The organism is Pseudomonas sp. RA_105y_Pfl2_P56, assembly GCF_963970845.1.
Taxonomy (GTDB): domain Bacteria; phylum Pseudomonadota; class Gammaproteobacteria; order Pseudomonadales; family Pseudomonadaceae; genus Aquipseudomonas; species Aquipseudomonas baetica_A.
The window spans coordinates 122,293-146,421 of record NZ_CAXAPL010000009.1 but is presented as its reverse complement, the minus strand read 5'-3'; the positions used below and the strand labels follow the sequence as shown (position 1 = coordinate 146,421).

Here is a 24,129-nt window from a genome sequence, read left to right as displayed (position 1 = left end):
TGTGAACGCGCTGACCGGTTGGCTGACCGGATTGTGGGTCACGCGGGATGATCACGTCGTGGCTGAACGCCTGAACCATGACCTGGTCTTCGTGGCCTTCCTGGTAGGTGTTGCCAACGGAGTCGGCAGTGAAGGCGCCGGCAGTGATCAGGCCTTGTTTTTCGCCGGTAACCGACATGTACGCTGGTGTTGCCATGGGAGGTGCTCCTTGCGGATAAATTTAAGGTGCCCGGGAGGCGAAATCGCCCGGTGGGTGCCGAAGACATATCAAGTAGCGTGCCAGGTTTTGCGAAGTGCCCGGGAGCCGGGGGTGAGGCTGCACCTGATCGGGTTTTTGACTGTTTTTCGTGCGGATTTGAGGTCTGAAGTGCGCAACTTCTTGCGCAGTACTGCGCAACTTCTTGCGCACTCGTCTGTACAGAACGGATTACGTGGGCTGTAGGGATGTGTCCACACGGTTATCCACATTTGAGTGCGCAAGAAGTTGCGCACAATGGCGTGTGGCCACTATTGGTGGGGGTTGCTAAAAAATGGCCAATCCATCATTCATTTTTGCCATTACGCCACTGGTGCGTCGCCTTGGGATTGTCAGACAGTCGCACGCCAAAGCCTTGCGATAAGCCGTTGCGCAAGGCGTGAGGGTGAAAAAGCGTCTTATAAATGAAACAGCGCCCTCGGCTATACTCCCCGCATTTCGACTTAGGCACGAGGACTCACTGTGAAGAACTGGACGTTGCGCCAACGCATTTTGGCGAGCTTTGCGGTGATTATCGCCATCATGTTGCTGATGGTCGTCGTCTCGTATTCACGGCTTTTGAAGATTGAGGTTGGCGAGCAGAGCGTGCGTGATGACGCAGTGCCGGGTGTGTATTTCAGTTCGATGATTCGCAGTGCCTGGGTAGACAGTTACCTGCAAACCCAGGAATTGCTGGGCCTTAAAAAAGGCTTGGGAATCAGTTCCGAGGACGCCGCAGACTTCAAGGCCTTCGAAGCACGGCTCGAAGAGCAGGTGGGCAACTATCAAAACACCATCACTACCGAGCAGGACAAAGCCGAGTTCAGCTTGTTCAAGCAGGACATCCTGAACTACAACAAGATTCAGGCTCAGGTGCTCGATCTGCACCAGCGCAATCTCGATGATGACGCGACGAAGTTGTTCAACGAACAACTGACGCCAGCGTGGATGGCTGGTCGCATGAAACTCAACGACATCATTCGCGAGAACAAGTCGGTGGCCGATCAGGCCATGGACAACATTGACAGCGCAGTGGAAGCGGCCAAGATCAGCATGTTCATCTCGTTGCTGGTGGCCATTCTCGCGGCTGGCGCCTGCGGCCTGCTGCTGATGCGGGCGATCATGGCACCGATGAACCGCATCGTGGAAATCCTCGAAATCATGCGTACCGGCGACTTGAGCAGCCGCCTGGACCTTGCCCGCAAAGACGAGTTCGGCGCGGTGGAAACCGGCTTCAACGACATGATGGCTGAGCTGACCTCGCTGGTGTCGCAAGCGCAGCGTTCATCGGTGCAGGTGACCACTTCGGTGACCGAAATCGCCGCCACTTCCAAGCAACAGCAAGCCACCGCCACCGAAACCGCCGCCACCACCACCGAAATTGGCGCGACCTCGCGGGAAATTGCGGCGACGTCCCGCGATCTGGTACGCACCATGACCGAAGTGTCCACCGCCGCCGATCAGGCCTCGGTGCTCGCCGGCTCCGGCCAGCAGGGCTTGGCGCGCATGGAAGACACCATGCATTCGGTGATGGGCGCAGCCGATCTGGTCAACGCCAAACTGGCGATCCTCAACGAGAAGGCCGGCAACATCAATCAGGTGGTGGTGACCATCGTCAAGGTCGCCGACCAGACCAACCTGCTGTCGCTGAACGCGGCGATCGAAGCCGAGAAGGCCGGTGAATACGGCCGTGGTTTTGCCGTGGTTGCCACTGAGGTGCGGCGTCTGGCGGATCAGACGGCGGTCGCCACTTACGACATTGAACAAATGGTGCGCGAGATCCAGTCGGCGGTGTCGGCGGGTGTGATGGGCATGGACAAGTTCTCCGAAGAAGTGCGTCGTGGCATGTTCGAAGTGCAGCAGGTCGGTGAGCAACTGTCGCAGATCATCCATCAAGTGCAGGCGCTGGCGCCGCGGGTGTTGATGGTCAACGAAGGCATGCAGGCCCAGGCCACGGGCGCCGAGCAGATCAATCACGCGCTGGTGCAGTTGGGCGATGCCAGCAGCCAGACCGTCGAATCGCTGCGTCAGGCCAGTTTCGCCATCGATGAACTGAGCCAGGTGGCCGTCGGGCTGCGCAGCGGCGTTTCGCGATTCAAAGTCTGATGAGCGAAATCAGCGCCAAACGCAGTGCCGCACCCGTGGCGAAGCAGGCGTTATTCCTGCTGTTTCGCATTGGCAATGAGCGCTACGCCTTGCGTGCCACCGAAGTGGCGGAAGTGCTGCCGCGCTTGCCGTTGAAACCGATTGCCCGGGCGCCACAGTGGGTCGCCGGGGTGTTCGCGTATCGCGGCGCGGTGGTGCCAGTGATTGATCTCAGCGCGCTGACTTTTGGTCAACCCGCCGAGGCACGCACCAGTACGCGGTTGGTGTTGGTTCACTATCGCCGGGACGCGTCGCAGCCGGCGCAATGGCTTGGGCTGATTCTCGAGCAGGCGACAGACACGCTGCGCTGTTATCCAGAGGATTTTCAACCCTACGGCCTCGACAATCGCGAGGCGCCGTACCTCGGCCCGGTGCGCGAAGATGCGCAGGGGCTGGTGCAATGGGTGCGGGTCAGTGACTTGCTCGATGATGGCGTGCGCGCCTTGCTGTTCCCCAATCCGCCGCTGGACCCGATGCAGCTTGAGGCGCAGTCATGAGCAGCGACCAGCGCTTTTTCGACTTCCTCAAAGAACGCATCGGCCTTGATGTCACCTCCGTGGGGCCGGCGATCATCGAGCGAGCCGTACGCCAGCGCACCACGCTTTCACAAGCGGTGAACGCCGACGCCTATTGGCAACTGCTGCAAGGTTCGCGCGATGAACAGCAGGCGCTGATCGAAGCGGTCATCGTCCCCGAAACCTGGTTTTTCCGTTATCCGGAGTCGTTCGCCACCCTCGGCAAACTGGCGCGCAATCGTCTTGGCGAACTGAACAACATGCGCGCGCTGCGCATCCTCAGTCTGCCGTGTTCCACCGGCGAAGAGCCTTATTCGATTGCCATGGCCTTGCTCGACGCCGGGCTCAGGCCGCATCAGTTCAAGGTCGATGGCATGGACGTCAGCCCGATCTCGGTGGAAAAGGCGCGGCGCGCGTTGTATGGCAAGAACTCGTTTCGTGGCCAGGATCTGGACTTCCGCGAGCGGCATTTCACGCCTGTGCAGGACGGCCATCGGGTCAACGAAAACGTGCGCGAGCAAGTGCGTTTGCAGGTCGGCAATGTGCTCGATCCGGCACTGTTGGCCAGTGAGCCTGTCTTCGATTTCGTGTTCTGCCGCAACCTGCTGATCTACTTCGATCAGCCGACCCAGAAGCAAGTCTTCGAAGTGCTCAAGCGCCTGACTCATGTCGATGGCGTGCTCTTTATCGGCCCGGCGGAGGGCAGTCTGCTTGGACGGTTAGGCATGCGTTCGATCGGTATTCCCCAGTCGTTTGCGTTCAGCCGCCACAGTGAGCCGGCCCCGGAACCGTTGCCGATCCCCAAGCCCATTCCGTTGCCCGTCAGTCAGCCGCTACGCAGCACACCCCCCACACCGCCCGCACGCAACCGGCCGTTTACCGCCGTGACGGCACTGCCGACTACCTGCAAAAGCGCCAACCCGGATGCTGCGACGTTGCTCGCCCACATTGCCGCCCTGGCCAACGAAGGCAAAAGCGCCGAGGCCCGTGCCGCGTGCGAGCAGTATTTGCGTAGCCACGAACCGGTGGCGCAAGCCTTCTACTGGCTCGGCCTGCTCAGCGATGTCGCAGGCAGTGCCCTTGAAGCCCAGGGTTTTTACCGCAAGGCGTTGTACCTCGAACCGCAACATCCCGAAGCGTTGATGCACCTGGCCGCGTTGCTGCAAGCCCAAGGTGACAGCGCCGGTGCCAGACGATTACAGGAGCGCGCCGCCCGCAGCGCACGCACCGCCGACAGTGAGCGCAAACGATGATCCCGTCCGACACCTTGAACGTCACACATGAAGATGCCCGGGCCATCGACGATTGCTGGAACCGCATCGGCATTCACGGCGACAAGTCCTGTGCGCTGCTGGAAGAACACATCCATTGCCGCAATTGCTCGGTGTATTCCGCCGCCGCCACGCGCCTGCTCGACCGCTATGCGTTGCAGCAGGACGAGCGTGACCCGGTGGCTACAGCAGTCGAAACCGATTTGAAAACCCGTTCTCTGCTGATGTTTCGTATTGGCGAAGAATGGCTGGGGCTGGCGACGCGCAGCCTCGTAGAGGTGGCGCCGATGCAGGCGATTCACTCGCTGCCACATCAACGCTCGCGGGCCTTGCTTGGCGTGGCCAATGTGCGCGGCGCGCTGGTGGCGTGTCTGTCGATGGTTGAGCTGCTGGATCTGGATGGCAATGTTGCACCGGCCAATGGCGGGCGAGTCATGCCGCGCATGCTGATCATCGCTGCCCATGGTGGACCGGTGGTGGTGCCGGTGGATGAAGTTGATGGCATCCATGCGATTGACGAGCGCATTCTCGATGCCGCATCGCGATCCGGCGCTCAGGCCAGTGCCAAGTACACCCGGGGTGTTCTGCCATTTCGGGGGCGCAGCCTGCGTTGGCTGGATGAAGAACAGCTGCTGTCCGCCGTGACCCGGAGCCTCACATGACCCCCGAGCAAATGCGCGACGCCTCATTGCTGGAGCTGTTCAGCCTTGAAGCTGAGGCCCAGACCCAAGTCCTGAGCGCGGGGCTTTTGGCACTGGAGCGCAACCCGACCCAGGCCGATCAACTGGAATCGTGCATGCGCGCGGCGCACTCGCTCAAAGGTGCGGCGCGGATCGTCGGTATCGACAGCGGCGTCAGCGTTGCGCATGTGATGGAGGATTGTCTGGTCAGTGCGCAGGAAGGGCGGTTGTTGCTGCGCCCGGAGCACATCGACGCGTTGTTGCAGGGCACCGATTTGCTGATGCGCGTCGCCGTGCCGGCCAGCGCGCCGCAACCGGCAGACATTGAAGCTTACGTCGCGCTGATGGCGCGCCTGCTCGATCCGTCAGCCCCGCCAGCATCGGTCGCTGCGCCGCTGATGGCCGAGTTGCAGCTTGAAGCGTCGCCAGCGGTTCAGCCGACGCCGGTGCCTGCTATAGAAGCTTCTGTTGAGTCGCCAGAGCCGCCACCGAACAAGAGCAAACGCACCACCGAAGGTGGCGAACGCGTGTTGCGCGTCACCGCCGAACGTCTGAACAGCCTGCTCGATCTGTCAAGTAAATCGCTGGTGGAAACCCAGCGACTCAAGCCGCATCTGGCGACCATGCAGCGCCTCAAGCGCATGCAGAACAACGGTCTGCGCGCATTGGAAAACCTCAACGTCCACCTCAAGGAACATGCGCTGAGCCTTGAAGCTCTGGAAGCGTTGGAAGATGCGCGGCGTTTGCTCGCCGAATCCCAGCAAATGCTGATCGAGAAAAATGCCGAACTCGATGAATTCGCCTGGCAGGCCAGCCAGCGCGCGCAAGTGCTCTACGACACCGCATTGGCCTGCCGCATGCGGCCCTTCGCTGACGTGCTCAGCGGTCAGGTGCGCATGGTGCGTGATCTGGGCCGCACTCTCGGCAAGCAGGTGCGACTGGAGATCGAAGGCGAGAAAACCCAGGTTGATCGCGATGTGCTGGAGAAGCTCGAAGCCCCGCTCACCCATTTGCTGCGCAACGCGGTCGATCACGGCATCGAAACGCCGGAGCAACGTTTGCTCCAGGGCAAACCCGCCGAAGGCCTGATCCGCCTGCGCGCCTCGCATCAAGCGGGATTGCTGGTGCTGGAATTGAGCGATGACGGTAACGGCGTCGATCTGGAAAAGGTTCGGCGTAGCATTGTCGAGCGCCAGTTGTCCCCCGCCGAAACAGCGGCGCAGTTGAGCGAAGAGGAGTTGCTGACCTTCCTGTTCCTGCCTGGTTTCAGCCTGCGCGATACGGTCACTGAAGTGTCTGGCCGTGGCGTCGGCCTTGATGCCGTTCAGCACATGGTCCGTCAGTTGCGTGGCGCGGTGGTGCTGGAACAGACGGCGGGCGAGGGCAGTCGCTTCCATCTTGAAGTGCCGTTGACCTTGTCAGTGGTGCGCAGTCTGGTGGTGGAAGTCGGCGAAGAGGCCTACGCCTTTCCGCTGGCCCACATCGAGCGCATGTGCGATCTGGCCCCCGAAGACATCGTGCAGGTCGAAGGTCGCCAGCATTTCTGGCACGAGGGCCGGCATGTCGGGCTGGTGGCTGCCAGCCAGTTGTTGCAGCGCCCGGCCAGTCAGAGCAGCGGTGAGGCCCTGAAAGTCGTGGTGATCCGCGAGCGCGATGCGATCTATGGAGTGGCGGTCGAGCGCTTCATTGGCGAGCGCACGTTGGTGGTCTTGCCACTGGACGAGCGTCTGGGCAAAGTGCAGGACATTTCCGCCGGCGCCTTGCTCGATGACGGCTCAGTGGTGCTGATTGTCGACGTCGAAGACATGCTGCGTTCGGTGGACAAACTGCTCAATACCGGGCGCCTTGAGCGCATCGCCCGCCACGGCAATCAAGCCGTGGAGGCAGCGCGCAAACGAGTGCTGGTGGTCGACGACTCGCTGACGGTGCGCGAGCTACAGCGCAAACTGCTGCTCAACCGTGGCTACGACGTCGCTGTGGCGGTGGACGGCATGGACGGTTGGAACGCGTTGCGTTCGGAGGACTTCGATTTGCTGATCACCGACATCGACATGCCGCGCATGGACGGCATCGAACTGGTCACGCTGTTGCGCCGCGATAACCGGCTGCAATCGCTGCCGGTGATGGTCGTGTCGTACAAGGATCGCGAAGAAGACCGGCGCCGTGGACTGGACGCCGGCGCCGACTATTATTTAGCCAAAGCCAGTTTTCATGACGACGCCCTGCTCGACGCAGTGGTCGAGCTCATCGGAGGAGCGCGGGCATGAAGATTGCTATCGTCAATGATATGCCGCTGGCGGTGGAGGCCCTGCGCCGGGCGCTGGCCTTCGAGCCGGCGCATCAGGTGGTCTGGGTCGCGTACAACGGCGCCGAGGCGGTGCGCCTGTGCGCCGAAAATACCCCGGATCTGATTCTGATGGATCTGATCATGCCGGTGATGGACGGCGTCGAAGCCACCCGACGGATCATGGCCGAGAGCCCGTGCGCCATTGTCATCGTCACGGTTGACCGGCAACAGAACGTACACCGGGTCTTCGAAGCCATGGGCCACGGCGCGCTGGACGTGGTCGACACCCCGGCCCTTGGCGCCGGCAATGCACAGGAAGCGGCGGCGCCATTGCTGCGCAAGATCCTCAATATCGGCTGGCTGATCGGTGAGAAAACCCCTCGCTCGCGCCCCGTGCCGACTCCCCAGCGCAGCACGGCGTCGTGCCAGCGACTGGTAGCAATCGGTTCGTCGGCGGGCGGGCCGGCGGCGCTGGAAGTGCTGCTCAAGGGCTTGCCGCGTGATTTTTCGGCGGCCATCGTGCTGGTGCAGCACGTTGACCAGGTGTTCGCCGCCGGCATGGCCGAGTGGCTGGCCAGCGCCAGTGGTCTGGATGTGCGCCTGGCCCGCGAAGGCGAGCCACCGCAAGCCGGCGTGGTGCTGCTGGCCGGCACCAATCACCATATTCGATTACTGAAGAACGGCACGCTGGCCTACACCGCCGAGCCGGTCAACGAGATTTACCGACCCTCGATCGACGTGTTTTTCGAGAGCGTCGCCAGTTACTGGAATGGTGATGCAGTCGGGGTTTTATTGACCGGGATGGGACGTGATGGGGCTCAAGGGCTTAAGCTCATGCGCCAACAAGGTTACTTGACCATCGCGCAGGATCAGCAAAGCAGTGCGGTCTATGGCATGCCCAAGGCCGCTGCGGCCATTGATGCAGCCGTTGAAATCCGCTCACTGGAAAAGATAGCGCCACGATTGCTGGAGATTTTCCCTAAATGAACAGATCTTTCCGCAATCCTGGCCCCCGCCGTACTCAGGTGACCGCCCATGAATGACTTACAGATCGATGACATCAAAACCGACGAAAACGCCGCCATGGTGTTGTTGGTGGACGATCAGGCGATGATCGGCGAGGCCGTGCGTCGTGGGCTGTCGAATGAAGAAAACATCGACTTCCACTTCTGCTCTGACCCGCATCAAGCCATCGCACAAGCGGTGCGGATCAAACCAACGGTGATCCTGCAGGACCTGGTCATGCCAGGCCTCGATGGTCTGAGCCTGGTGCGCGAATACCGTAATCACCCGGCGACCAAGGACATTCCGATCATCGTTCTGTCGACCAAGGAAGACCCGCTGATCAAAAGCGCGGCGTTTTCGGCCGGCGCCAACGACTATCTGGTGAAACTGCCGGACACCATCGAATTGGTCGCGCGCATCCGTTATCACTCGCGTTCCTACATGACCTTGCTGCAACGGGACGCGGCGTACCGTGCGCTGCGGGTCAGCCAGCAGCAGTTGCTCGACACCAACCTGGTGCTGCAACGCCTGATGAACTCCGATGGCCTGACCGGGCTGTCCAACCGTCGACACTTCGATGAGTATCTGGAACTGGAATGGCGACGTTCCCTGCGTGATCAGAGCCAACTGTCGTTGCTGATGATCGACGTCGATTACTTCAAGTCCTATAACGACACGTTTGGTCATGTCGAAGGCGATGAGGCGCTGCGCAAGGTTGCCACGGCGATCCGCGACGCCAGCGCCCGGCCGTCGGACCTGCCGGCGCGTTACGGGGGGGAGGAATTTGCCTTGGTGCTGCCGAACACCTCGCCGGGCGGCGCGCGACTGATGGCGGAGAAGCTGCGCCAGACCGTGGCCGCGCTGAAAATTCCACATATTGCACCGAGCGAAGGCGCGAGCCTGACCATCAGTATCGGTTTGGCGACGATGGTGCCTGAGTCGGGTAGCGATTGCCGGTTGCTGATTTCGGCGGCGGATCGCGGTTTGTATCTGGCCAAGAACAATGGGCGCAATCAGGTCGGCATTGAGTAGTCCACTGTCCCCTGTGGGAGCGGGCTTGCTCGCGAAGGCGACGGCATAGCCAGCAGTAGGGTTGGCTGACCCACCGCATTCGCGAGCAAGCCCGCTCCTGCATTTGCAATACGTCGCCCCAACAGCCGCCAGACGGGCTGCCGTGACAGCGTGATTACGTTATACTCGCCGGCTTTCAAAAGTTCGCCAACGAGTGCTGCCCGTCATGGAAATCAACCCGATCCTGAACACCATCAAGGACCTGTCCGAGCGCTCCGAAACTATTCGGGGGTATCTTTGACTACGATCAAAAGCATGAGCGTCTGACCGAGGTCAATCGCGAGCTTGAAGATCCGAGTGTCTGGAACAAACCTGAATACGCCCAGGAGCTGGGCCGCGAGCGCGCTGCGCTGGCGCAGATCGTCGATACCCTCGACGAACTGAACGGCGGTCTGGCCGATTGCCGCGACCTGCTGGACATGGCTGTCGAAGAAAACGACGAAGGCGCAGTGGGCGATGTTGTCGCCGAGCTGGCCCGTCTCGAGGACAACCTCGCCAAGCTCGAATTTCGCCGCATGTTCAGCCACGAGATGGACCCGAACAACGCCTACCTGGACATCCAGGCCGGTTCCGGCGGCACCGAAGCCCAGGACTGGGCCAACATTCTGCTGCGCATGTACCTGCGCTGGGCTGACAAACGCGGTTTCGACGCGACCATCATGGAACTGTCGGCCGGTGAAGTCGCCGGGATCAAAGGCGCGACCGTGCACATCAAGGGCGAATACGCCTTTGGCTGGCTGCGTACCGAAATCGGCGTACACCGTCTGGTGCGCAAGAGCCCGTTCGACTCCGGCAACCGTCGCCACACTTCGTTCTCGGCGGTTTTCGTCTCGCCAGAGATCGACGACAAGGTGGAAATCGAAATCAACCCGGCAGACCTGCGGATCGACACCTATCGTTCCTCCGGTGCCGGTGGTCAGCACGTAAACACCACCGACTCGGCCGTACGTATTACTCACGTACCGACCAACACCGTGGTCAGTTGCCAGAACGAACGTTCCCAGCACGCCAACAAGGACACCGCCATGAAAATGCTGCGGGCCAAGTTGTACGAGCAGGAAATGCAGAAACGCAACGCAGCGTCCCAGGCGCTGGAGGACACCAAGTCCGATATCGGCTGGGGTCACCAGATCCGCTCCTACGTTCTCGATGCTTCGCGCATCAAGGACCTGCGGACCAACATCGAACGCAGCGACTGCGACAAGGTGCTCGATGGCGACATCGACGACTACCTGGAAGCCAGCCTGAAATCGGGGCTGTAAAGCCGTCAGCCCGACCTTAAGTCCCCCGTCAATGGCGGGGGCAACGAACCTGTGATGGAAAATTTAAAGACATGAGCGACCAACAACTCGATCCGCAAGCCCTGCAACAGGAAGAAAACTCCCTGATCGCCCTGCGCAAGGAAAAGCTTGCTGCCGAGCGCGCCAAGGGCAATGCCTTCCCCAACGACTTCCGCCGCGAAAACTACTGCGAAGAACTGCAGAAGCAATACGCGGACAAGACCAAGGAAGAGCTGGCAGAGGCTGCAATCCCGGTCAAGGTTGCCGGTCGTATCATGCTCAACCGTGGCTCGTTCATGGTGATCCAGGACATGACCGGTCGCATTCAGGTCTACGTCAACCGCAAGACGCTGTCCGAAGAAACCCTGGCCGCGGTGAAAACCTGGGACATGGGCGACATCATTGCCGCTGTTGGCACCCTGGCCCGTTCCGGCAAGGGTGACCTGTACGTTGAAATGACCGACGTGCGCCTGCTGACCAAGTCGCTGCGCCCGTTGCCGGACAAGCACCACGGCCTGACCGACACCGAACAACGCTACCGTCAGCGTTACGTTGACCTGATCGTCAACGAAGACGTGCGCCAGACCTTCCGCGTACGTTCGCAAGTGATCGCGCACATCCGCAGCTTCCTGATGAAGCGCGACTTCCTGGAAGTCGAAACGCCGATGCTGCAGACCATTCCTGGCGGCGCTGCGGCCAAGCCGTTCGAAACCCACCACAACGCGCTGGACATGGAAATGTTCCTGCGTATCGCCCCGGAGCTGTACCTCAAGCGTCTGGTGGTTGGCGGTTTTGAAAAGGTCTTCGAGATCAACCGCAACTTCCGTAACGAAGGCGTTTCGACGCGTCACAACCCGGAATTCACCATGTTGGAGTTCTACCAGGCGTACGCCGACTACGAAGACAACATGGACCTTACCGAAGAACTGTTCCGCGAACTGGCGCAACTGGTGCTGGGCAGCACTGACGTGCCGTACGGTGAAAAGGTGTTCCACTTCGGCGAACCGTTCGTGCGTCTGTCGGTATTCGACTCGATCCTCAAGTACAACCCTGAGCTGAGCGCCGATGACCTGAACGACATCGACAAGGCGCGCGCCATTGCCAAGAAGGCCGGCGCCAAGGTGCTGGGCTTCGAAGGTCTGGGCAAGCTGCAGGTGATGATTTTCGAAGAACTGGTCGAGCACAAACTCGAGCAGCCGCACTTCATCACTCAGTATCCGTTCGAAGTGTCGCCGCTGGCCCGTCGCAACGACGACAACCCGAACGTCACCGACCGTTTCGAGCTGTTCATCGGCGGCCGTGAAATCGCCAACGCCTACTCCGAGTTGAACGACGCCGAAGACCAGGCCGAGCGCTTCATGGCGCAGGTGGCCGACAAGGACGCCGGCGACGACGAAGCCATGCATTACGACGCCGACTTCGTGCGTGCGCTCGAGTACGGCATGCCGCCAACGGCCGGTGAAGGGATCGGCATCGATCGTCTGGTGATGTTGCTGACCAACTCGCCGTCGATTCGCGATGTGATCCTGTTCCCGCACATGCGACCGCAAGCGTAAACGTTTCAGTTAAAAAGCCGCCTAAAACAGGCGGCTTTTTATTGCCCGTCTGGTACAAATGTATCAATTGGTTACTTTTGAAATAGCAGAGGAAGTGCTGTCGTGATGGTTGCAATCGCTCAAGAAGGTGCAGCGGGTATCGCCACTGCGGTCGCTGAAAGTGTTCAGTACCAGGGCCGCAAGGCCAGCCGACAGGGCAGTGAACAGCGTCGACAGGTCATTCTCGACGCGGCGATGCGCATTGTCGTGCGTGATGGCGTGCGTGCCGTGCGCCACCGTGCGGTAGCGGCCGAGGCCGGTGTGCCGCTGTCGGCCACCACGTATTACTTCAAGGACATCGATGACCTGCTCACCGATACCTTCGCCCAATACGTCGAACGCAGCGCGGCCTATATGGCCAAATTGTGGGTCAACAACGAAGGTCTGCTGCGTGAGATGGTCGTCAGTGGCGATGGCAGCCCGGAGTCGCGTTCGCAACTGGCCGACAATATTGCGCGGCTGATGACCGATTATGTCCATCGGCAACTGGTCAACCGTCGCGAGCATTTGATGGCCGAGCAGGCGTTCCGTCAGGAAGCGTTGCTGAACCCGCGCCTGGCCATTCTGGTGCGATCCCATCAGCAGATTTTGCTGCAGGGTACCTGCCAGTTGTTTCAGGTTCTGGGCTCGCGGGAACCGCAGCAGGATGCCAAGGTGTTGACGGCGATTATCGGACGGATGGAATATCAGGGCCTGCTCAACGAAGCCGAGCCTTTGGCCGAGCAGGAAATGCTCGACATTTTGACGCGGTATATGCATTTGGTGCTGGCGTCGGTGTAACCCTCTGAGGCAATCATAATTCCCACGGGGGACTGTGGCGATCTTCAGGGCCGTGATTGTTCATAGGGAGTATTGAATGAAAGCCTGGCGTGGTGTGCTGATCGCCTTGTCGTTGCTGTTGCTCAGTGGCTGTCTGGTGACTTTCAAGGCGCCTCTGGCCAGCAGTGACCCGGCGCCCAAGGGCTTGCTCGGCAAATGGTCGAGCACCAATGCCTGGGGCGAGCCGATGAGCCTTGAGTTGACGCGCGTCGGCAGCAACCGTTATCAGGCCGTCACTTGGTTGAAAGCCAAGCCCCGTGAGCGCGAAGCCTATCCTTTCACGGTGTCCCGTCATGGCAATCGCTGGTATCTGTCAGCGAAAGTACCGGCGCGGTTCGGCGGCCACTACACCATCGCCGGGTTCGAACTCACCGACAAACACGAACTGGTGGTCTACAGCCTCGATCTCGAGCAGATCAACCAAGCGATCAAAGAAAAAGCTCTCGACGGACAGGCCTTCCAGACCGACGATGGCGACGGCGCGCAAGTCGATAGCCCACTCGACAAGGTCGTTGCTTACCTCGACGATCCGGCCAATTCCGATGTGTTCGTCGAGGCTGCGCGCTATCAGCGCCAGCGCGCGGGCAAATAATTCAGTACGTCACGTTTTCTACAGGAGTTTCGGGTGGACGATTACCAGCAGACGATACGCATGTTGTCCGATCGCATTGTGCTGGCGCAGACGCCGATTCGCGTGCTCGATGCGGTCAAGTGGGACGAGAACGTGCGCAAGGGCTTCCTCAAGGCCAAGGGCAAGGAAATGCCCGCGGTGGATCGCGACTACTACCTCAATCGGCCGCTGACCTTCGATTCGAGCAAGGTCAAACTGGAATTCCAGAACATCGAGCGCGACATCACCCGCCAGCTCGGCCAGTTCAATCCGGTCGGGCAGATCATGCGGCGCATGTGCAAGGAATACCGCATGGTGGTGCGCATGCTCGAAGCGCGTGGTACCGAGGATTTCGGACTGATCTCGCAGGAACTGTACGGCGCTGCCTCGGATGCGTTCCACGCTGGCGACCCGACCCTGGCCGACCTCGGCCTGATGATGTCCGACTATTTGAACAACATCGATGGCCGTGGCGACCTGAAGGACGAACCTAAAATCCTCACCGCCAAGGACGCCGTGCACCTGCTGCAAACCCGTCTGAATAAAGTCTTCGGCGAGGCCGAGGAAACCATTCGCGTATTCGAGTCCGACGGCATCGTGGCCGACGCGGCGGCGGGGGCCGACTACATCAAGATCCGTACCGATGCGATGTTTAACGACCGCGACGTACGTGCGCTGGAGGTTCACGAAGGCCTGGTGCACGTCGGCACCACGCTCAACGGTTTGAACCAACCGATCTGCACCTTCCTGTCCAAGGGGCCGCCCTCATCGACGGTGACCCAGGAAGGCCTGGCGATCCTGATGGAAATCATCACCTTCGCCTCCTACCCGAGTCGTTTGCGCAAACTGACCAACCGCACCCGCGCCATCCACATGGTCGAGGAGGGCGCGGACTTCTTGCAGGTGTTCGAGTTCTTCCGCGAGCAGGGCTTTGAAATGGCCGAAAGCTACGGCAACGCCAGTCGGGTTTTCCGGGGTTCGACACCGACTGGTCTGCCATTCACCAAAGACTTGTCCTACCTCAAGGGCTTTATCATGGTTTACAACTACATTCAGTTGGCCGTGCGTAAGGGCAAGCTTGAGCAGATTCCGTTGCTGTTCTGCGGCAAGACCACGCTGGAGGACATGCGCACGATGCGCCAATTGGTCGATGAAGGGCTGGTAGTGCCGCCCAAGTATTTGCCGGACCAGTTCCGCGACTTGAACGCGTTGTCGGCGTGGATGTGCTTCTCCAACTTCCTCAACCATTTGAGCCTGGACCGGATCGAAGCGGATTACTCCAACATCCTTTGAACCAACACAAAACCCTTGTAGGAGTGAGCAGGCTCACGCCTACAGTTTTCAATCGTGTACCAACCCGAATTTTCGCGAGGTTTCACCGGATGAGAATCCTCGGCATCTTTTGCCTGCTCCTGACCCTCGGCGGTTGCAGTTCGCTGTTGTTCTACCCGGAACCCGGTCAGGTCTTCACCCCGGAAAAAGCCAAACTCCAATACCGCACCGTCACGCTGGTGACGGCTGATGGCCTCAAGCTCAATGCCTGGTGGCTGCCGGCCAAGCCCGGCGTAGACGTCAAAGGCACGGTGCTGCACTTACACGGCAACGGCGGCAATCTGCCGATGCACTTGGGCGGGAGTTGGTGGTTGCCGAAAAACGGCTATCAGGTATTGCTGGTCGACTATCGCGGCTACGGCCTGTCCGAGGGCGAACCGAGCCTGCCGGCGATCTATCAGGACATCGACGCGGCGTTCGCCTGGCTGGACAAAGCGCCTGAGGTCAAAGGCAAGCCGCTGGTCCTTCTCGGTCAAAGCCTGGGGGGGGCGATGGCCGTGCATTGGCTGGTACAGCATCCGCAGCGACAGAAACAGCTCAAGGCCTTGGTGCTCGACGGTGTGCCTGCCAGCTATCGAAGCGTCGGCCAATATGCGCTCAGTACCTCGTGGCTGACCTGGCCGTTTCAGGTGCCGCTGTCGTGGCTGGTGCCGGACGGCGACAGTGCGATCTACTCGATGCCGCAACTCAACGGCGTGCCGAAACTGATGTTCCACAGCATCGACGATCCGCTGGTGCCGCTTTCCAATGGCATCCGTCTGTATCAAGCTGCGCCGCCGCCGCGCGTTCTGCAGTTGACCCGTGGCGGCCATGTGCAGACGTTCGGCGATCCGGTGTGGCGTCAGGTGATGCTGCGCTATCTAGACGATCCCGAGCATTTCAACGGCCTGCGCCGTCTCGGCGAAATCCCCAATTACCCGCCACCCCCGAATTCTGAAAACGAGAGTCCGCAATGAGTGAAGAACGCAACGCTATCCCGCTGATCATCACCGGTATCTGCAGCATCCTCGGCACCGTGGGTGCCCTGTGGTACTACGGCTACCTGCACTTCGCCAAACCCGAGGATGCGTTGCTGCTCAACGAATTCACCATGCTCAAAACCTTGCCGGGCGAGGACTACAAAGTCTCGCTGGACCCGGCAGCGCAAGTGGCGCAGTGCATTGACGGGGTACTGGTGCTGTTCGATACCGAGCAGAAAGGTTTGACCGGTGTGCTGATCAACGGCCAGAAGAAAGCGGTGCGCTGCATGGGGCAGGAAACGCCGCAAAAACTCGAGCAATAACCGCCCCTACCCAAGGCCCACTAAAAAGCCCCGCCTGATCACTCAGGCGGGGCTTTTGCGTTACTGCTTACAGCTTAGTTCGAGCTGACAGCCGAACGTGGCATCACTGGCTGGTTGTCGTTGGAAATGGTCACTTCCACACGACGGTTCATCGCACGGCCCGACACGCTGCCGTTATCGGCAACCGGATATTCCTGGCCGTAGCCCTGAACCACGATGCGCGCAGGATCTACGCCCATTTTGATCAGCGCGACCTGTACCGACGTCGCACGACGCTCGGACAGCGACTGGTTGTACGACGCGGCGCCAGTGCTGTCGGTGTAACCCTCGACGATCACTTTGCGATCAGGGTTTTGCTGGAGGAACTGCGCCAGTTTGTTGATGTTCACCAGACCGCTGGATTTCAGGTCAGCCTTGTTGGTGGCAAAAAGCACGTCACCGAAAGTCACCAGCGTACCGCGATCAGTCTGCTTGGCGTTCAGGCTTTGCTGCAGCTGTTTGATCTGCTGGTCACGAGCATCCAGACGCGCCTGGGCACGTTGGGCTGCGGCGTTCTTCAGATTGTTCTCAGCGGTACGCAGGGCGATGGTCTGCTTGGCCACTTCCACGCGCTGGTTGGTCAGGTAGGCCAGTTGGTCAACCTTGGCCGCGTCTTGCTTGTCCATGTAGGCCTTGTCGGCCTTGTCCAGATAATCGCTGGCATCTTTGGTTTCCAGCGCTGCCACTTTGCTCGCTTGCGGGTTGGCTTGCAGGCCGGCGTAGTTGGTGCGCGCCTGTTCCAGGTTCGGGTTAGGCGGGGTAGAGCAGGCAGCCAAGGCAACGCTTGCGGCCAGGAGAGCGGGAATCATCAATTGCTTACGCATAATTTTTCGTCCTTTCTATCGATAAGAGTTTCAGCTTTGCAGTCCGGATGCGCGCTTATTGCACGGTGCGCTGACTTTCCTGACGCAGTTCCTGAATACCTTTCTGGGAATCCTTCACCGCTCGCTCGGCTTTCATGGCTTGTGCCTTGCGTTCGGCGACACGGGCATCCCACTCGGCTTGTTCGGCGAGGACGCGGGCTTCGTCATACTTCTTATCGTGCATGGCGATTTCGGCTTGTTTGAGTTTGTCCTGCGCTTGCTTCATCTCCACAGCAGCGAACTCAGTACCACCGGCGCTGACCGCGCTGTTCACGGCCGATTGAGTCACGGCGTATTGCTCGCTCGGTGGATTGCCTGCGCAACCGGCCAGCACGAAGCTGGTGCCGATGGCCAGAGCAGCCAGTTTCAGACCGCGCAAGTGAGAGAACGAGGTTTGGGTCTTCATGGTCTTCAACTCCATTGTTTAACTCCTGATAAAACCGAAAATCCATCCTGGTCGAGGAGCCGCAAGCATCATGTGGCAGCGCGTTTTTGAAACGCTCGTTCCAGGCGTGGTTACAGGTTCCGACCGGAGGCGTTTTTCAAAAGTTCAGAAAAGATGGCCTATCGCCAAAAAGAAATCTGACCGAATGGACAGGGCTCTAAAGCGGGAACTTTGGCGATTTTGAGTGGTACGCGCGGGAGTTTTTGCAGCCCGAAAACACACCCTGCCAAAGGGAGAGATTCGGTCAATGTGGGAGCGGGCTTGCTCGCGAAAGCCTCGAGTCAGTCGACAGAAATGCCGACTGCCAGAGCACGTTCGCGAGCAAGCCCGCTTGCGTCCAGACCTATGTCCGATCAGTGTTTTTGCTTGTTCCCAGCCGACGACAAGTCCTGCAAATGCCTGCGCGAGAGGGCGAGAAAGCGCGGGGTCGGCCCGACGTCTTCGTACAGTGGATCACCTTCCTCGTCAGTCGCGACCACGGTTGAGCCTTTCACATAGGGCAGGCTCGCTTCGAACTCCTCAAGCGCAGCGCCAAGCAGTTCGCCAAGCAGTTCTTCGGGGTGGCGTTTGGGGTACATCTCGGCAATTGCCGCCAGGCGCGCGGCGGCCTCGACGTCCAGATGAATCGTGTAGCCCGTGTCGGTCATACGACCTTTGGCGTTTTCTTCCCAATGCTGGGCGAGTTCACGGATTTTCATAATGACCTCATGTCGCACCTGATCAAAGCAGGCCAGGGGGAGTGTCCGGCGGGGCCGGCGGCAAGCCGTTGTGCGGCTCAGTGTTGAGACTAGCTTTCGGCCACAAGGTTTAAAGTCCCTTCGTCGCCTGCTTGTAAGAAGCGGCGCAGAGCGGCACTCTCTAGGTCATGCACTCGTTTCTAAGCCGTCCGGATTACTGCTGGAGAACTGCTGATGACTGATATTGATGCACGCTTGCGCGAGGATGTTCACCTGCTCGGAGAGCTGTTGGGCAATACCATTCGAGACCAGTATGGCGAGGATTTTCTCGACAAGATCGAGCAGATCCGCAAGGGTGCCAAGGCCGACCGGGGAGGCTCCACGGACGCTGAACTCAGTGCCAGCCTCAATCAATTGAGCGAAGACGAATTGCTTCCCGTGGCGCGGGCGTTCAACCAGTTCCTGAACCTGGCGAACATCGCCGAGCAGTATCAGTTGATTCATCGCCGTGAAGAGTCGCAGCCTGCGCCGTTCGAATCCCGTGTCTTGCCCGAATTGCTTGCGCGCCTGCGCAACGAAGGCCACAGCGCCGAATCGCTGGCCCGGCAACTGGCGAGGCTGGAAATCGAATTGGTGCTGACCGCACACCCGACCGAGGTCGCCCGCCGCACGCTGATCCAGAAATACGACGCGATTGCCGCGCAACTCGCCGCTCAGGATCACCGTGACCTGACCACGGCCGAACGCGAGCAGATCCAGAACACCCTGCAACGGCTGATCGCTGAAGCCTGGCACACCGAAGAAATCCGCCGCACGCGCCCGACACCGGTCGACGAAGCCAAGTGGGGCTTTGCCGTGATCGAGCACTCGCTGTGGCAGGCAGTTCCCAACCACATGCGCAAGGCTGATCAGGCGCTGCACGCGGCTACCGGCCTGCGGTTGCCGCTTGAAGCCGCACCGATTCGATTCGCGTCCTGGATGGGCGGCGACCGCGACGGCAACCCCAACGTCACGGCAGCGGTGACTCGCGAAGTGTTGCTGCTGGCGCGCTGGATGGCGGCGGATTTGTACCTGCGCGATGTCGATCACCTGGCGGCCGAGTTGTCGATGCAGCAGGCCAGCGACGCGCTGAAAGCCAAGGCCGGCGACAGCGCCGAGCCGTATCGTGCGGTGCTCAAGCAATTGCGCGAACGCCTGCGTGCCACCCGCAACTGGGCGCATGCGTCGCTGACGGCGGCGACACCGGCGCCTGCCGATGTGCTGCACAACAACCGCGATCTGCTTGATCCATTGGAACTGTGCTTCAACTCGCTGCATGAGTGCGGCATGGGCGTGATTGCCGACGGGCCGCTGCTCGATTGCCTGCGCCGGGCCGTAACCTTCGGCCTGTTTCTGGTGCGCCTGGATGTGCGTCAGGATTCGTCGCGGCACAGTTCGGCCATGACTGAAATCACCGACTATCTTGGGCTCGGTCGTTACGAAGACTGGGACGAAGAGCAGCGCATCACCTTCCTGACCCGCGAGCTGAGCAATCGTCGGCCGTTGCTGCCGGCGCATTTCAAACCGTCCGCCGACACTGCGGAAGTGCTCGCCACTTGCAAGGAAATTGCCGCCGCGCCGGGCGCCTCGCTGGGATCCTACGTGATCTCGATGGCCGGCGCGGCTTCCGATGTGCTCGCCGTGCAATTGCTGCTCAAAGAGTCCGGCGTGTTGCGGCCAATGCGCGTCGTGCCGCTGTTCGAAACCCTGGCTGACCTCGATAACGCCGGGCCGGTGATGGAGCGTCTGTTGCTGCTGCCGGGCTATCGCGCGCGGCTGCAAGGCCCGCAGGAAGTCATGATCGGTTACTCCGACTCGGCCAAGGACGCCGGCACGACGGCAGCGGCCTGGGCGCAATACCGCGCGCAGGAGCGGCTGGTGGACATTTGCCGCGAGCAGCAAGTCGAACTGCTGTTGTTCCATGGTCGTGGCGGCACCGTGGGACGTGGCGGTGGCCCGGCGCACGCGGCGATTCTGTCGCAGCCACCGGGATCGGTCGCGGGGCGTTTCCGCACCACCGAGCAGGGCGAAATGATTCGTTTCAAATTCGGTCTGCCGGACATTGCCGAACAAAACCTCAATCTGTATCTCGCCGCTGTGCTCGAAGCCACGTTGCTGCCACCGCCGCCGCCAACGCCTCAATGGCGCCATCTGATGGATGAACTGGCGGCCGACGGCGTCAGCGCTTATCGCAAAGTCGTGCGCGAGAATCCGCAGTTCGTCGAGTATTTCCGTCAGTCCACGCCGGAGCAGGAATTGGGCCGGTTGCCGCTCGGCAGCCGGCCTGCCAAGCGCCGTGCTGGCGGGATTGAAAGCCTGCGGGCGATCCCGTGGATCTTCGGCTGGACGCAAACGCGCTTGATGCTGCCGGCCTGGCTCGGCTGGGAATCGGCGCTGAGCAAGGCGCTGGAACGCGGCGAGGGCGAGTTGCTGGGGCAGATGCGTGAGCAATGGCCGTTCTTCCGCACGCGTATCGACATGCTGGAAATGGTCCTGGCCAAGGCTGACGCCGATATTGCGCTGTCCTACGACGAGCGTCTGGTCGAGCCGGAATTGCTGCCGTTGGGTGCGCACTTACGCGACCTATTGTCGCAGGCATGCTCGGTGGTACTTGGGTTGACCGGTCAGTCGCAGTTGCTGGCACACAGTCCGGACACCCTTGAATTCATCCGTCTGCGCAACACCTATCTCGACCCGCTGCATCTATTACAAGCCGAATTGCTGGCACGTTCGCGACAGCAGCATGTCGAGCAGGGCAGCCCGGTGGAACAGGCGTTACTGGTGTCTGTGGCGGGCATTGCCGCCGGTTTGCGTAATACCGGCTAAGGTTTTTGCCGTGGCATGCGGTGCCCGGAGTCAACGCCGGGTGCCGCTTCGCACGCTGAGGAAAGTGCCGCCAGGCGACAGTAAGTGACGGGGTTGCGACTTGGGTCACCGCGTCGCGAGGTCGCGGCAGGCGCGGGTTTCTCCGACTTTTGGCGTCTTGTGTGGGCGCAGCCTGCTGTGTATCTTGATCAGCCTTTGGCCGTTTCTGCGGCCACGACCCGTATTTTTCAGGAATCGTCCCATGCGGCGAGTCCTTTGTTTTGTAAAAGCTTTTTATAAAAAAATTGAGGAGCACATCTAATGCGCGTCATTCTGCTGGGAGCTCCCGGGGCCGGTAAAGGTACTCAGGCTAAGTTCATCACCGAAAAATTCGGCATTCCGCAAATCTCCACCGGTGACATGCTGCGTGCAGCGGTCAAGGCCGGCACTCCACTGGGCGTTCAAGCCAAAAGCATCATGGATGCCGGCGGCCTGGTGTCGGATGATCTGATCATCGCACTGGTTCAGGATCGTATCGCGCAACCTGACTGCGCCAACGGCTTCCTGTTCGACGGCTTCCCGCGCACCATTCCGCAGGCCGAAGCACTGGTGACTGCTGGCGTCGAGTTGGACGCCGTGGTTGAAATTGCCGTTGAAGACGAAGAAATCGTTCAGCGCATCGCTGGCCGTCGTGTTCACGAAGCCAGCGGCCGGGTGTATCACATCGTCTACAACCCGCCGAAAATCGCAGGCAAAGACGACATCACCGGCGAAGAGCTGGTACAGCGCAAGGACGACACCGAAGAAACCGTGCGTCATCGCCTGTCGGTCTACCATTCGCAGACCAAGCCGCTGGTGGACTTCTACCAGAAGCTGTCGGCTGCCAACGGCAAGCCGAAGTGCAGCCACATCCCGGGCGTTGGTTCGGTAGAAGCAATCACCGCCAAGGTGCTTGAAGCGCTGAGCTGAAAAAGCTGATTAGCTGCATCATCCACGGCCCGCTTGCGGGCCGTAGTTGTTTATACTGACGCACTTTTTCCCCACCCCTGTTTTGGATACATCGATGAGCACCTTGCTGGCCCTGGACACCGCGACTGAAGCTTGCTCCGTTGCCTTGCTGCATGACGGCAAGGTCACGAGCCATTACGAGGTGATTCCGCGCCTGCACGCGCAAAAGCTGCTGCCGATGATCCAGCAATTGCTGGCCGATGCCGGTACCACGTTGCAAGCGGTGGATGCTATTGCCTTCGGTCGTGGGCCGGGTGCGTTTACCGGTGTGCGGATTGCCATCGGTGTGGTGCAGGGCTTGGCGTTCGCGCTGGATCGTCCGGTGCTGCCGGTGTCCAACCTGGCCGTGTTGGCGCAACGTGCGTTTCGCGAGCAGGGTGTGAGCCAGGTTGCAGCGGCGATCGATGCGCGCATGGACGAAGTGTATTGGGGCTGCTATCGCGAGACGGCGGGGGAGATGCGTCTGGTCGGCGCCGAAGCAGTGCTGCCGCCGGAAGTCGCGGCGCTGCCGGTCGATGGCAGTGGCGAATGGTTCGGTGCCGGCACTGGCTGGGGCTATGGTGAGCGTATCGCAGTGAACCTGAGCGGTTCAGACGCGGGCATGCTGCCCCACGCCGAAGACCTGTTGACCTTGGCACGCTTTGCTTGGGAGCGCGGCGAAACGATTCCGGCCGATGATGCGCAGCCGGTTTACCTGCGCGATAAAGTGGCTACCCCCAAGGCCCGCTGATTCACCCAAAAACCTGTGGGAGCGAGCAAGCTTGCTCCCACAGTGAATAGTGCTCTGCCTGAAGTCTGCCAATCGTCAGTTTCTAACCCCACGTTTTAAACCTTTTGCGCTTTATGTGTTCTAGTTATCACTCGGCAGTTTGCTAAGTCGGTCAAGTGCCGCTAAATTGCCATCATTGATACCGAGCATGAATTTATGCGTATAGACGGCGTTTCCTCTCAGTCCTACCCCATCAAGCGCAAGCCTCGCAAAGGCAATGTGGCGCAGGAAGAAACCGTCGACGATATCGACGGCGAGTTGGAATTCCCCACCGAAGAGCAACTGGCCGCCCGTGCTGCCAAAGCCTCTGCGCAACGCTTGAGCAATCTGCCTGCCCGTCAGCAAGACATGATCTACCACCGTGCGATGAAGAAAAGCGTAGCCATGGCCTTGGCCAGCTACCTGAGCACTGCCGGTTTTGTCGATTGGGATGCGGACGTGCTGGGCCTCGACCTTTACATCTGATGGCTCTGCCTTACTACCTCGGTTGCCCGTCCTGGAGCGAAAACGCCTGGCGCGAGTATCTGTATCCGGAAGACGCCAAAACCTCTGACTTCCTCAGCCTCTATTGCCAAGTGTTCAACGCCGTGGAAGGCAACACGACCTTCTACGCCAGTCCTTCGCCGGCCACTGTGCAGCGTTGGGCGGACGTCATGCCTGAACACTTTCGCTTCACTGCCAAGTTCCCCGGCGACATTAGCCACAGCGGTGACCTGCGCGAGCAACTGACCGCTGCCCAAACCTTCCAGCAGTTACTCAAACCCCTCGGCGAGCGTGTCTCGCCGCTGTGGCTGCAATTGTCGAAAAGCTTCACGCCGCATCGGTTGCCGGAGTTGGCGGCGTTTATCGATGCGCTGGACTGCCCGCTGGCGGTTGAGGTGCGGCATGAGCAGTTCTTCGCCAAGGGCGAGAGCGAGCGCCTGCTCAATCGGCTGCTGCTCGATCGTGGGGTTGAGCGTATCTGTCTCGACCCGCGAGCGCTGTTCAGTTGCCTGTCGACCGAGTCTTCGGTGATTCACGCTCAATCGAAAAAGCCGCGTGTACCGACGCGTCCAGCGGCGTTCACGCAGTTCCCGCAAGTGCGCTTTATTGGTCATCCCGAGCTTGAGGCCAACGATGCGTTCCTGGTGCCGTGGGTGGCGAAAATCGCCGAGTGGATAGAAGAAGGCCGCACGCCATACATCTTCCTGCACACTGCCGACAACCTGCTGGCGGCGAAGTTGGCGCAACGTTTTCATGTACAACTGATGCAACGTTTGCCTGGCTTGCCATCGCTGCCTGAGCTATACAGAGAGCCCGCCGCGGAGCAACTTGGCCTGCTCTGAGGCGGGTTTATTCATCTGCCCCGGAGCTGCCA

General features: G+C 60.3%; 22 protein-coding genes and 1 pseudogene. 19 read left to right on the top strand and 4 right to left on the bottom strand.

The window, feature by feature from the left end; all coding sequences use genetic code 11:
- The coding region (gene tssD, locus AACY11_RS09100; protein WP_339494476.1) for a type VI secretion system tube protein TssD at positions 1-196 on the bottom strand (196 nt) is incomplete at its 3' end.
- 522 nt (positions 197-718) lie between these two features.
- Here tssD and AACY11_RS09095 point away from each other — a divergent pair.
- From AACY11_RS09095 to AACY11_RS09030, 14 genes and pseudogenes are all read left to right on the top strand, one after another.
- Positions 719-2,341: a methyl-accepting chemotaxis protein gene (locus AACY11_RS09095; RefSeq protein ID WP_339494475.1), complete on the top strand. Its 1,623-nt coding sequence runs from the start codon at positions 719-721 to the stop codon at positions 2,339-2,341.
- Positions 2,341-2,877 carry a chemotaxis protein CheW gene (locus tag AACY11_RS09090; protein ID WP_221733981.1) on the top strand — a complete coding sequence of 179 codons (537 nt, stop codon included), beginning with the start codon at positions 2,341-2,343 and terminating at the stop codon, positions 2,875-2,877. The genes AACY11_RS09095 and AACY11_RS09090 overlap by 1 nt, the downstream gene beginning before the upstream one ends.
- Positions 2,874-4,148: a CheR family methyltransferase gene (locus AACY11_RS09085; protein WP_339494473.1), complete on the top strand. Its 1,275-nt coding sequence runs from the start codon at positions 2,874-2,876 to the stop codon at positions 4,146-4,148. The genes AACY11_RS09090 and AACY11_RS09085 overlap by 4 nt, the downstream gene beginning before the upstream one ends.
- Positions 4,145-4,828: a chemotaxis protein CheW gene (locus tag AACY11_RS09080; protein WP_339430508.1), complete on the top strand. Its 684-nt coding sequence runs from the start codon at positions 4,145-4,147 to the stop codon at positions 4,826-4,828. The genes AACY11_RS09085 and AACY11_RS09080 overlap by 4 nt, the downstream gene beginning before the upstream one ends.
- Positions 4,825-7,113, top strand: a complete 2,289-nt coding sequence (locus AACY11_RS09075) for a hybrid sensor histidine kinase/response regulator (RefSeq protein WP_339494472.1) — start codon at positions 4,825-4,827, stop codon at positions 7,111-7,113. Before AACY11_RS09080 ends, AACY11_RS09075 begins: the two co-directional genes overlap by 4 nt.
- Positions 7,110-8,120, top strand: a complete 1,011-nt coding sequence (locus AACY11_RS09070; RefSeq protein WP_339430510.1) for a chemotaxis response regulator protein-glutamate methylesterase — start codon at positions 7,110-7,112, stop codon at positions 8,118-8,120. The genes AACY11_RS09075 and AACY11_RS09070 overlap by 4 nt, the downstream gene beginning before the upstream one ends.
- A gap of 48 nt (positions 8,121-8,168) precedes the next feature.
- Positions 8,169-9,219: pseudogene (locus AACY11_RS09065) on the top strand (diguanylate cyclase domain-containing protein).
- A gap of 156 nt (positions 9,220-9,375) precedes the next feature.
- Positions 9,376-10,471 (top strand): peptide chain release factor 2 gene (prfB, locus tag AACY11_RS09060; RefSeq protein WP_339430512.1). Its coding sequence is split into 2 segments (ribosomal slippage): positions 9,376-9,447 and positions 9,449-10,471, totalling 1,095 coding nucleotides; the frame shifts between segments, so codons are not numbered across the junction.
- 71 nt (positions 10,472-10,542) lie between these two features.
- The gene (lysS, locus tag AACY11_RS09055; RefSeq protein WP_339430513.1) at positions 10,543-12,045 is read left to right on the top strand and encodes a lysine--tRNA ligase; all 1,503 of its coding nucleotides are present in this window, start codon (positions 10,543-10,545) and stop codon (positions 12,043-12,045) included.
- Between the two features lie 105 nt (positions 12,046-12,150).
- Positions 12,151-12,864, top strand: a complete 714-nt coding sequence (locus AACY11_RS09050) for a TetR/AcrR family transcriptional regulator (RefSeq protein WP_221733987.1) — start codon at positions 12,151-12,153, stop codon at positions 12,862-12,864.
- Between the two features lie 76 nt (positions 12,865-12,940).
- Positions 12,941-13,495 (top strand): hypothetical protein, encoded by a 555-nt coding sequence (locus AACY11_RS09045; protein WP_339494471.1) that lies wholly within the window; start codon positions 12,941-12,943, stop codon positions 13,493-13,495.
- A gap of 60 nt (positions 13,496-13,555) precedes the next feature.
- The gene (locus AACY11_RS09040) at positions 13,556-14,806 is read left to right on the top strand and encodes a flavohemoglobin expression-modulating QEGLA motif protein (protein WP_339430759.1); all 1,251 of its coding nucleotides are present in this window, start codon (positions 13,556-13,558) and stop codon (positions 14,804-14,806) included.
- An 89-nt stretch (positions 14,807-14,895) separates the two neighbouring features.
- Entirely contained in the window at positions 14,896-15,801 is a 906-nt protein-coding gene (locus tag AACY11_RS09035; protein WP_339494469.1) for an alpha/beta hydrolase, read from the top strand.
- Complete coding sequence (locus tag AACY11_RS09030; RefSeq protein ID WP_339494468.1) at positions 15,798-16,127, top strand: hypothetical protein; 330 nt, start codon at positions 15,798-15,800, stop codon at positions 16,125-16,127. The genes AACY11_RS09035 and AACY11_RS09030 overlap by 4 nt, the downstream gene beginning before the upstream one ends.
- Positions 16,128-16,201: 74 nt before the next feature.
- Here AACY11_RS09030 and AACY11_RS09025 read toward each other — a convergent pair whose 3' ends face one another.
- The 3 genes from AACY11_RS09025 to AACY11_RS09015 all read right to left on the bottom strand — a co-directional run bounded on the left by AACY11_RS09025 (position 16,202) and on the right by AACY11_RS09015 (position 18,172).
- The gene (locus AACY11_RS09025; protein ID WP_339430516.1) at positions 16,202-16,990 is read right to left on the bottom strand and encodes an OmpA family protein; all 789 of its coding nucleotides are present in this window, start codon (positions 16,988-16,990) and stop codon (positions 16,202-16,204) included.
- A gap of 55 nt (positions 16,991-17,045) precedes the next feature.
- A complete protein-coding gene (locus AACY11_RS09020) occupies positions 17,046-17,450 on the bottom strand; it encodes a DUF4398 domain-containing protein (RefSeq protein WP_221733969.1) in 405 nt (134 codons plus the stop codon).
- Positions 17,451-17,827: 377 nt separating this feature from the next.
- Positions 17,828-18,172: a pilin assembly protein gene (locus tag AACY11_RS09015; protein ID WP_339430517.1), complete on the bottom strand. Its 345-nt coding sequence runs from the start codon at positions 18,170-18,172 to the stop codon at positions 17,828-17,830.
- A 213-nt stretch (positions 18,173-18,385) separates the two neighbouring features.
- Between AACY11_RS09015 and ppc the strand changes: the two genes are divergently transcribed.
- The 5 genes from ppc to AACY11_RS08990 all read left to right on the top strand — a co-directional run bounded on the left by ppc (position 18,386) and on the right by AACY11_RS08990 (position 24,097).
- The gene (gene ppc / locus AACY11_RS09010; protein WP_339494466.1) at positions 18,386-21,016 is read left to right on the top strand and encodes a phosphoenolpyruvate carboxylase; all 2,631 of its coding nucleotides are present in this window, start codon (positions 18,386-18,388) and stop codon (positions 21,014-21,016) included.
- A gap of 300 nt (positions 21,017-21,316) precedes the next feature.
- Positions 21,317-21,964 carry an adenylate kinase gene (gene adk / locus AACY11_RS09005; RefSeq protein ID WP_339430519.1) on the top strand — a complete coding sequence of 216 codons (648 nt, stop codon included), beginning with the start codon at positions 21,317-21,319 and terminating at the stop codon, positions 21,962-21,964.
- Positions 21,965-22,058: 94 nt separating this feature from the next.
- Entirely contained in the window at positions 22,059-22,733 is a 675-nt protein-coding gene (gene tsaB / locus AACY11_RS09000) for a tRNA (adenosine(37)-N6)-threonylcarbamoyltransferase complex dimerization subunit type 1 TsaB (RefSeq protein WP_339430520.1), read from the top strand.
- Positions 22,734-22,928: 195 nt separating this feature from the next.
- Positions 22,929-23,237 (top strand): hypothetical protein, encoded by a 309-nt coding sequence (locus AACY11_RS08995; RefSeq protein WP_339430521.1) that lies wholly within the window; start codon positions 22,929-22,931, stop codon positions 23,235-23,237.
- Positions 23,237-24,097 carry a DUF72 domain-containing protein gene (locus AACY11_RS08990; RefSeq protein ID WP_339494464.1) on the top strand — a complete coding sequence of 287 codons (861 nt, stop codon included), beginning with the start codon at positions 23,237-23,239 and terminating at the stop codon, positions 24,095-24,097. The genes AACY11_RS08995 and AACY11_RS08990 overlap by 1 nt, the downstream gene beginning before the upstream one ends.
- Positions 24,098-24,129 lie beyond the last annotated feature (32 nt).

Coding starts and splice junctions, on each gene's coding strand:
- AACY11_RS09030 (WP_339494468.1), top strand. CDS start 15,798: ATGAGTGAAGAACGCAACGCTATCCCGCTGATCATCACCGGTATCTGC.
- AACY11_RS09075 (WP_339494472.1), top strand. CDS start 4,825: ATGACCCCCGAGCAAATGCGCGACGCCTCATTGCTGGAGCTGTTCAGC.
- adk (WP_339430519.1), top strand. CDS start 21,317: ATGCGCGTCATTCTGCTGGGAGCTCCCGGGGCCGGTAAAGGTACTCAG.
- AACY11_RS09020 (WP_221733969.1), bottom strand. CDS start 17,450: ATGGAGTTGAAGACCATGAAGACCCAAACCTCGTTCTCTCACTTGCGC.
- AACY11_RS09025 (WP_339430516.1), bottom strand. CDS start 16,990: ATGCGTAAGCAATTGATGATTCCCGCTCTCCTGGCCGCAAGCGTTGCC.
- lysS (WP_339430513.1), top strand. CDS start 10,543: ATGAGCGACCAACAACTCGATCCGCAAGCCCTGCAACAGGAAGAAAAC.
- AACY11_RS09045 (WP_339494471.1), top strand. CDS start 12,941: ATGAAAGCCTGGCGTGGTGTGCTGATCGCCTTGTCGTTGCTGTTGCTC.
- AACY11_RS09080 (WP_339430508.1), top strand. CDS start 4,145: ATGATCCCGTCCGACACCTTGAACGTCACACATGAAGATGCCCGGGCC.
- AACY11_RS09040 (WP_339430759.1), top strand. CDS start 13,556: ATGTTGTCCGATCGCATTGTGCTGGCGCAGACGCCGATTCGCGTGCTC.
- AACY11_RS08990 (WP_339494464.1), top strand. CDS start 23,237: ATGGCTCTGCCTTACTACCTCGGTTGCCCGTCCTGGAGCGAAAACGCC.
- AACY11_RS09035 (WP_339494469.1), top strand. CDS start 14,896: ATGAGAATCCTCGGCATCTTTTGCCTGCTCCTGACCCTCGGCGGTTGC.
- tsaB (WP_339430520.1), top strand. CDS start 22,059: ATGAGCACCTTGCTGGCCCTGGACACCGCGACTGAAGCTTGCTCCGTT.
- AACY11_RS08995 (WP_339430521.1), top strand. CDS start 22,929: ATGCGTATAGACGGCGTTTCCTCTCAGTCCTACCCCATCAAGCGCAAG.
- AACY11_RS09050 (WP_221733987.1), top strand. CDS start 12,151: ATGGTTGCAATCGCTCAAGAAGGTGCAGCGGGTATCGCCACTGCGGTC.
- ppc (WP_339494466.1), top strand. CDS start 18,386: ATGACTGATATTGATGCACGCTTGCGCGAGGATGTTCACCTGCTCGGA.
- AACY11_RS09085 (WP_339494473.1), top strand. CDS start 2,874: ATGAGCAGCGACCAGCGCTTTTTCGACTTCCTCAAAGAACGCATCGGC.
- AACY11_RS09090 (WP_221733981.1), top strand. CDS start 2,341: ATGAGCGAAATCAGCGCCAAACGCAGTGCCGCACCCGTGGCGAAGCAG.
- AACY11_RS09070 (WP_339430510.1), top strand. CDS start 7,110: ATGAAGATTGCTATCGTCAATGATATGCCGCTGGCGGTGGAGGCCCTG.
- AACY11_RS09015 (WP_339430517.1), bottom strand. CDS start 18,172: ATGAAAATCCGTGAACTCGCCCAGCATTGGGAAGAAAACGCCAAAGGT.